Source organism: Bartonella sp. AA97HXZ, assembly GCF_042196985.1.
Classification (GTDB): Bacteria; Pseudomonadota; Alphaproteobacteria; order Rhizobiales; family Rhizobiaceae; genus Bartonella.
In genome coordinates this window covers 1-6,341 of the sequence record NZ_JBHIRC010000031.1, presented here as the reverse complement: position 1 = coordinate 6,341, position 6,341 = coordinate 1, and the positions used below count along the sequence as shown (strand labels likewise).

Below are 6,341 nucleotides of genomic sequence, written 5' to 3'. Positions count from 1 at the left end.
CTCCCGCAAGATAAGCTTATACATACCGGATTCAGAGGCTTGGACATCTGTAACAGTGAAGTGTTCTTGAGAAGAGGGGGCTTTGTTGTTTTCAGGAGAGATGATCACAATACTATCTTGAGGTTTTGGTGGTATTCCCCCGATGTCATTGATACAAAGATCAAGTTCCTTTCTTGCAATTGTGGTAGAGATTCTGCCACCTGCGTCCGATTCCGAATGTTTAATGGTGTAAATCGCTGTAATCTGAAACGATTGTTGATTATCCTTTCGCGTGTAGATGACGGGCTGCCCAAAGGTGTTGCGCACATCTTTAACCATTTGGTTTAGCAGCCCGTGCCATCGCATGTTATTTCGCTCCAATAACTGCTTTAAAGAGCATTTCTGGACGCGTGCAAATATAAAGCGGATAGCTGTATACCTCCGGTTTTACCCATGCATTACGGTCGTGGTCGACGATAAGCATCGTGTAGAGAGGTCTTCCAACCGTGTTGGCAAAATCCAAGCTTTCACCAGGAGCAAAGGTTTTTTGGAAGACACCAGGCGCATCAACAGGAAAGAATTGACATTCATCCGGCTTAATTCCTATGGCGCGCTTTGTTCCAGCCTTCGCACTCACATTATAGTTGTGAATACTCCGGTAATTAATGAAAGTCACACCCGCAAAGTCAAAACTACCAAAGCTCCCAGAGCCAATCGAACTTGGTGTTGCAACACCTCCGGCGCTATTGAGTGTCTGTGCTAAGGCTGTGTTTAAATAGGTCTCACGAATTGTTTTATGGTTTTTCACCTTGGAAAAGAATTCATTACCACAAAGCCCAATAATCCGCGAACGATCAGAAAATGCTCCTTTTGAAGCTTCAATCATCCTCATAATGACTTGATCAACATGGTCCGCAACATTGGTTGTTTCTGTATTTAGTTTAAAATCAATCGGCTTTGGTGGTGCGATTTCCCATTCTTTGTACCAATCGACAATAACAGAGCCATCGGCATCAAGAACCACCCCTTGAACAGCGCCAAGTTGCATATTTTCCCATGTCAATTCTATTTCAGAAATCAGTTTCTTTTGTTTTCTGGCAATATATTTCATTGCTGTCTCTAACTGATCTTCTGTCCCAAATTCACGACGGTTTTGGATTTCTTCTGATTTCACGGTATCACTTTTGGCAATCCGTGTTGTTTTGAAAAACCGAAGATTACGACCCTCTCTATCACCTTCTGCCAAAGGTGCGCCACGTTCACTGGTTTGAATAAGCGAAAATGTATTATCACGCCGTTCAATACCAACCACTGTGGTACTGGTTTCAACTTCCTCAAAAAGATTAAGAGAGCTTACAAGACCAGGTTGAAACTCATAGTTTTCAATGGCTTTCATCATTGTGATGCTTGAGAAAGCATCATGTTTAAAAAAATTCATATCCATGTGTGCATTCTCCTATCGCAATAGAATGTTGTTATGGTCTTCTAAAGACTGAATGGCTGCTTTCTTTTGCTCATCCGTGATGGCATCTGGCCATAGCAGTTCAGAAGCTTTTACAGTGCATAAGCGTGCTGTAATCACGGCACGTTGATCTGCTTCTGTTGCGTCAATAGTGGCAAAAGAAATCCCCGCAGGGATTTGACTGCCATCTGCTGCTGCTGGATTAAGGGGGGTATATTTTTGTGATGCTGTAATTTTCCCCATGACAGTTCCAGCTTCAATGAATGCTCCTGATGCAAACAGCACTTCTTCATTTGACATATCGGGGTCGTAAGGTCCAAGATAAGCGCCATTGCGTACGTCGTCATAAATAATATTCGTCATTTCACTGCCCTCCAAGCTGCTTCCCATTTTGCATGAATCTTTGCCTTGCTCGTCCCATCACTATGAGGGGTATAAGGCGAGACTTTTAAAGACGCGCTTTGAGAGCTAGCAGCCGTCAACACACATTGGCGTGCTTTCTCGAGACTCATACCGTTTTGAATAGCTTTTGCTGCGTCAAAAGAAACGCCTAAGTGCTTTGCTTGCCTTTCAAGGGTTGTTAGTGCTTTTGCGCGCTTTCTTTCTTTTTCAAGAGCAGCTTTTATGTTTTCCTGCTTGTTCTCATTGTCTTCATCTTCATCTTCGTTTTCTTCGTCGTCAAAGATTTCGGCGTTTTTGTCGATGTCACTATCGTCTTCGTCCTCTTCCTCGTCATTGATGATGTCGACGATCTTTTCGTCATCCTCTTCTTCAGCGCGGTATTGTGTGCGTGCCATGTGTTTTGTCCTTCTTTTTCTGTTGATGTTGGGTTTTGTGATATGGAATCCGTTAAGGCTTCCAAAGCTTGCGCAAGGGTGCCCTGCGCATCTGCTAATCCAAGCGTGATCGCTTGGGTGCCTATAAAAGTTTCTGCTTTTGTGTCACGAATTGCAGCAGCATTTAAGCGTCTGTTTTGCGCCACCAAATCGACAAACATCTCGTAGAGCAGGGCGCAATCGGCTTGCATTTTTATCTGTGCTGTATCGCTCAAGGGTTCATGAGGGTTGCCATGGGTTTTGTGATCACCTTCAAAGACAAAGGTCCATTTATGCCCGTGTTTTTCATCTGCACGGGATTGGTCAAGATGGGCGCAAACAACCCCAATCGAGCCTACAACACCCGTGCGAGCAACCCATATTTGAGAAGCAGAACAAGCAATGGCATAAGCCGCTGAACAAGCAAACTCATTGGCATGTGCCCAAATGGGTTTATTGTATTGTTTTGAGAGTGTTTGAAACTCTTCAACCAAATCAAACACACCACCGGCTTCTCCACCGCCGCTGTCAATATCAAATAAAACAGCGCGAACATCAGGTTGTGCAATGGCTTCACGAAAAGAAGCGCTTAAACCTTCATAAGAGGTTAGCCCCGATAAAGCCCCAAGCCATGCACCACGGCGCACAAGCGTGCCATGAACTGGTAGGATAGCAACATTGTTTTGTACTACATAAGTTTCAGGGGGTCTTAAAGCTTCTGTATTCTCTTGCGAATAAGCTTCAATGGGAAACTTTTCTCCCTCAAAAAGGCGTGGTGCAAGAGCATTCAAAATGATATCAAGCTTTGTCGAGGCAAGCATATGAGGAACCCCAAAAAGCCGTGATGCCAAAAACGGCATGTCGAGATTATTCACCATTTTTATGTGCCTCACTGCCTTGGTTACTTTCATAAGTCTCAGAAGGGTCTGAATCTGCGGTATCAATCACTTGATTGCTACCAGAGGGCGCTGCCATATCCGTGTCAAAAGATAAGCCGCGCGCACGAGCGTCTGTGTGTTCTTCTTCAAGTTCGGCATGAATGCTGTCGATATCAAAGCCACGCTCGGCAAGTGCCATGCGTCGTGTTTTCAAGCCTGCACGGATTTCTTCTTTTTCCGCTGAGATATCCTTGTTTGGATCAATCATTTCAAGCGGGGGTGCAAAGCTTTCACATTGAAGCCATGGCAAGGAATTTTCTTCCCACCCTGGCAAATTGACGCATTTGACAAGCACTGCCATTTCAACAAAACGCTCCCAAACAATGCGGTTAAACTGAAAGGCAATAATATGTTCACGCCATTGTTTGACGTGCCGTCTAAACTGAATGATAGAGGTACGCACATTAGAAAAATTCCCCCGCGTAACGTCTCCAGTCACAACGGCATAAGGCATATTAAGTGCTGCACAAATTTTCAAGATATTGCGAAATTGAAAAGCCTCGTAAGAACCACCAACCTCAACAGGGGTTGAAAATGTAATTTGTTTTTCGCCATCGACCACGTTAACTGAGCCAGGGTAAATTGGATGCTCTTCGGGTACCTCTTCAATCTTCTTTTCTACCTTCTGTTCAATTTTCATTTTTTCACGATTATCCTCTAACTTTGCCTCATGAGATTCCTTCCCTGTAATAAACACCGCAAAAAGAGCCGCTGTTTTTTTTCGTTCAAGCTCTGCATCATCATAGGATTCGAGTTGAAAGATCTTTGTCATAGCGCGCGTTATTTTGGGAGAACCGCGCAATTGTCCGGCAATACGGCGCTCTTTGATGTGAAGGACCATTTCAGCAGGGACGCGCACGCGCTCTTGGCTCTCAAATGCCATATTTGCAGGGACATCATCATAGGGGTGATGTTCCCAGAAATGATAAGCAACGCGCTTACCACTGGCGTTAAATTCAATCCCCATACGAATGTAATTGCCTTCAATCTCAGCAGGTCCATTGTAGGTAAGGTCTAGCATTTCGGTTGGATAAACTTGCAATTGAAGAGGCACGCCAGAGCGCCCATAAAGGTCAACATAATGCAATCTTACAAAGCACTCTCCTGTTAAAAAGACCTCTCGTGCAATGGTTGCTTGCAGCCCATAAAAGCTGGTATCTTCATCATAATCGGCTTCATCAACCCATTGCCACCATAAGTCTAAAAGCTTTTTCTTTTCTTCTTGAAAGCCTTCAATACGAGGATAAGGTTTAATCCCATCACTTACAGCCGCAGAGACCCATTCCTCCGTTGCAGACCCATAAAGAGATTCATTGTCATAAAGCCATCTTGAACGGGCAACAATGGTATCACCGCATTCCTCAATGGCTTTATTGATATGTTTTTTGGCGGGGTCAAAACCACCCATGCGACGGCTTTTACTTGCCGCTTCAAAATGGGGATTGTGTTGACGAGAAATTGTAAAAAAGCCCGTGAGTTTATTGATAAAGCCAGCCATTAATAGCCTCGTGATATATTAAAATAGAAAACGCGTGAACGCTTGCGCCCTTCAAGGTCCGCTATTTGTGTGTTCAGCATCTCAAGCGCTCTGCGCAGTTCCTCAACAGAACGGTTGCTTATTTGCTTATCGCCATGGCGCACCGATTGCGCACCCGAATAAAGAGCCTCTTCAATTTGTTCACGCCGCCTTTTTAAGTTTTCAAGTCTTTCAATTTTACTGTTAATTGGTTCTAAAGTTTCACCCACAAATTACCTCCAATCCCCTCGCATATAAGGATTCATCATTGTTCTGAATGGCTTCTTTTGAGGCTGTGCTGTCTGAGATCTTCTTGGAGAAGGAGAGGGCACATGTTCTGATGTTGGCTGTTCTAAAGCGCCTTCAATTTTAAGTTTTTCCAGACGCTCTTCTAAGATATCGACTTCTCGATTAAGGTTTATTCCTGCCGAAATCAGACCTTGTAAAGCAGCATAAGCATAGACCCTACAATCCAAGGCTTCGTTTCTTGCCTTTTCACTTTTTTGCCATTCAATACGCTTGAAGCCTTTAAAATATTTGATGACTTTTCTTTCAGCGGTCAGTTGGTCAAAATATTCTCGATCAAGGCTTTTGTGAAAGTGTGTTGCACCAGCCCCCGTTGCTTCAGGACCCGATTTTTTAAACCGTGCTGTAATGATATCTTTCGCGGCATCAACCCCAACAATATAAAGATTAATCTGTCCTTTATTGTTTTTGCTTGGTCGGCGTGGCCAGACTGCACGCCATCCCGCTTGCCCCTTAATCCCCCAGATACGCCGCCCCTCACGCGGGCGTACATAATTATAAACCGCCTGTGTATGTCCACCACCGGTATCAATACAAGCAGCTGTTATCCTAATCCCCTCTTTATAGCCTGGATGCGGCCAACGTTTTGCAAGATATTCATCCAATTGGTCCCATACTTCAAAAGAAGAGGGATCACCAAGGATAACTTGATAATCAATATGCCAACTTTCTTCACTACGCCCCCATCCCACCACTTCAAGTTCCAAGCGGTCATTTTGCACATCAATACCAGCTGTCAACACGACGGATTGTTCTGGTGCAAGGGGATAATCTTCGCGTTTTGCATAGAGGCTATCAGGATCAATAACTTCGCCTGTTCTGTCCTCCCATGGCTCTCCAAGAACTGTATTAATAAAAACTTGCAAAAGAGCAGGGTCTTCTTTGGCTCTTAAAAATTCGCGCGCACAATCGCCCCAAGTCAGCCATGGGGAATAAAGCGCTGAAATATGGTAAGAACGCAGACGAGGCTTACTTGACTCCTGTGTTGCGATCCAGCAAGCACCGTTTTCTTCTGCCATTAAGGTGGACTTACGATGTTCGGCATGTTCATGACCACAATGTGCACAAACAAAAACAGCTTTTTCGGGGGCGCCTTTTATCCACTTGATTTGTGACCAAACAATCGGTTGTAGCGTACCACACGCATCACAAGGAACATTGTAATATCGCTGGTCTCCTAGCATAAAATCCTTGGCGATACGGCTTGTGTCACGGTGTGTCGGCGTGGACAATTTAAAAATTTTACGTTGAATAAAAGCAGAGGTTCGTTTTTCAGCAATTGTTACAGGATCGCCTTCATTATCGACATTCAATGGATAAGCATC

7 protein-coding genes are annotated in these 6,341 nt (G+C 44.3%); all 7 read right to left on the bottom strand.

Annotated features, from left to right (window positions below; translation table 11 throughout):
* On the bottom strand, positions 1-345 hold a 345-nt coding region (locus ACFINE_RS08945), incomplete at its 3' end, for a hypothetical protein (protein ID WP_375621790.1).
* 1 nt (position 346) lies between these two features.
* Entirely contained in the window at positions 347-1,423 is a 1,077-nt protein-coding gene (locus ACFINE_RS08940; protein WP_375621789.1) for a major capsid protein, read from the bottom strand.
* A 12-nt stretch (positions 1,424-1,435) separates the two neighbouring features.
* Positions 1,436-1,804, bottom strand: a complete 369-nt coding sequence (locus tag ACFINE_RS08935) for a head decoration protein (RefSeq protein ID WP_375621791.1) — start codon at positions 1,802-1,804, stop codon at positions 1,436-1,438.
* Positions 1,805-2,063: 259 nt separating this feature from the next.
* Positions 2,064-3,134: a S49 family peptidase gene (locus tag ACFINE_RS08930; protein ID WP_375621788.1), complete on the bottom strand. Its 1,071-nt coding sequence runs from the start codon at positions 3,132-3,134 to the stop codon at positions 2,064-2,066.
* On the bottom strand, positions 3,124-4,692 hold the full coding sequence (locus ACFINE_RS08925) for a phage portal protein (protein ID WP_375621787.1): 1,569 nt from the start codon (positions 4,690-4,692) through the stop codon (positions 3,124-3,126). Before ACFINE_RS08925 ends, ACFINE_RS08930 begins: the two co-directional genes overlap by 11 nt.
* Positions 4,692-4,940 (bottom strand): phage head-tail joining protein, encoded by a 249-nt coding sequence (locus tag ACFINE_RS08920; RefSeq protein ID WP_375621786.1) that lies wholly within the window; start codon positions 4,938-4,940, stop codon positions 4,692-4,694. The genes ACFINE_RS08925 and ACFINE_RS08920 overlap by 1 nt, the downstream gene beginning before the upstream one ends.
* A 3-nt stretch (positions 4,941-4,943) precedes the next feature.
* On the bottom strand, positions 4,944-6,341 hold a 1,398-nt coding region (locus ACFINE_RS08915; protein ID WP_375621785.1), incomplete at its 5' end, for a phage terminase large subunit family protein.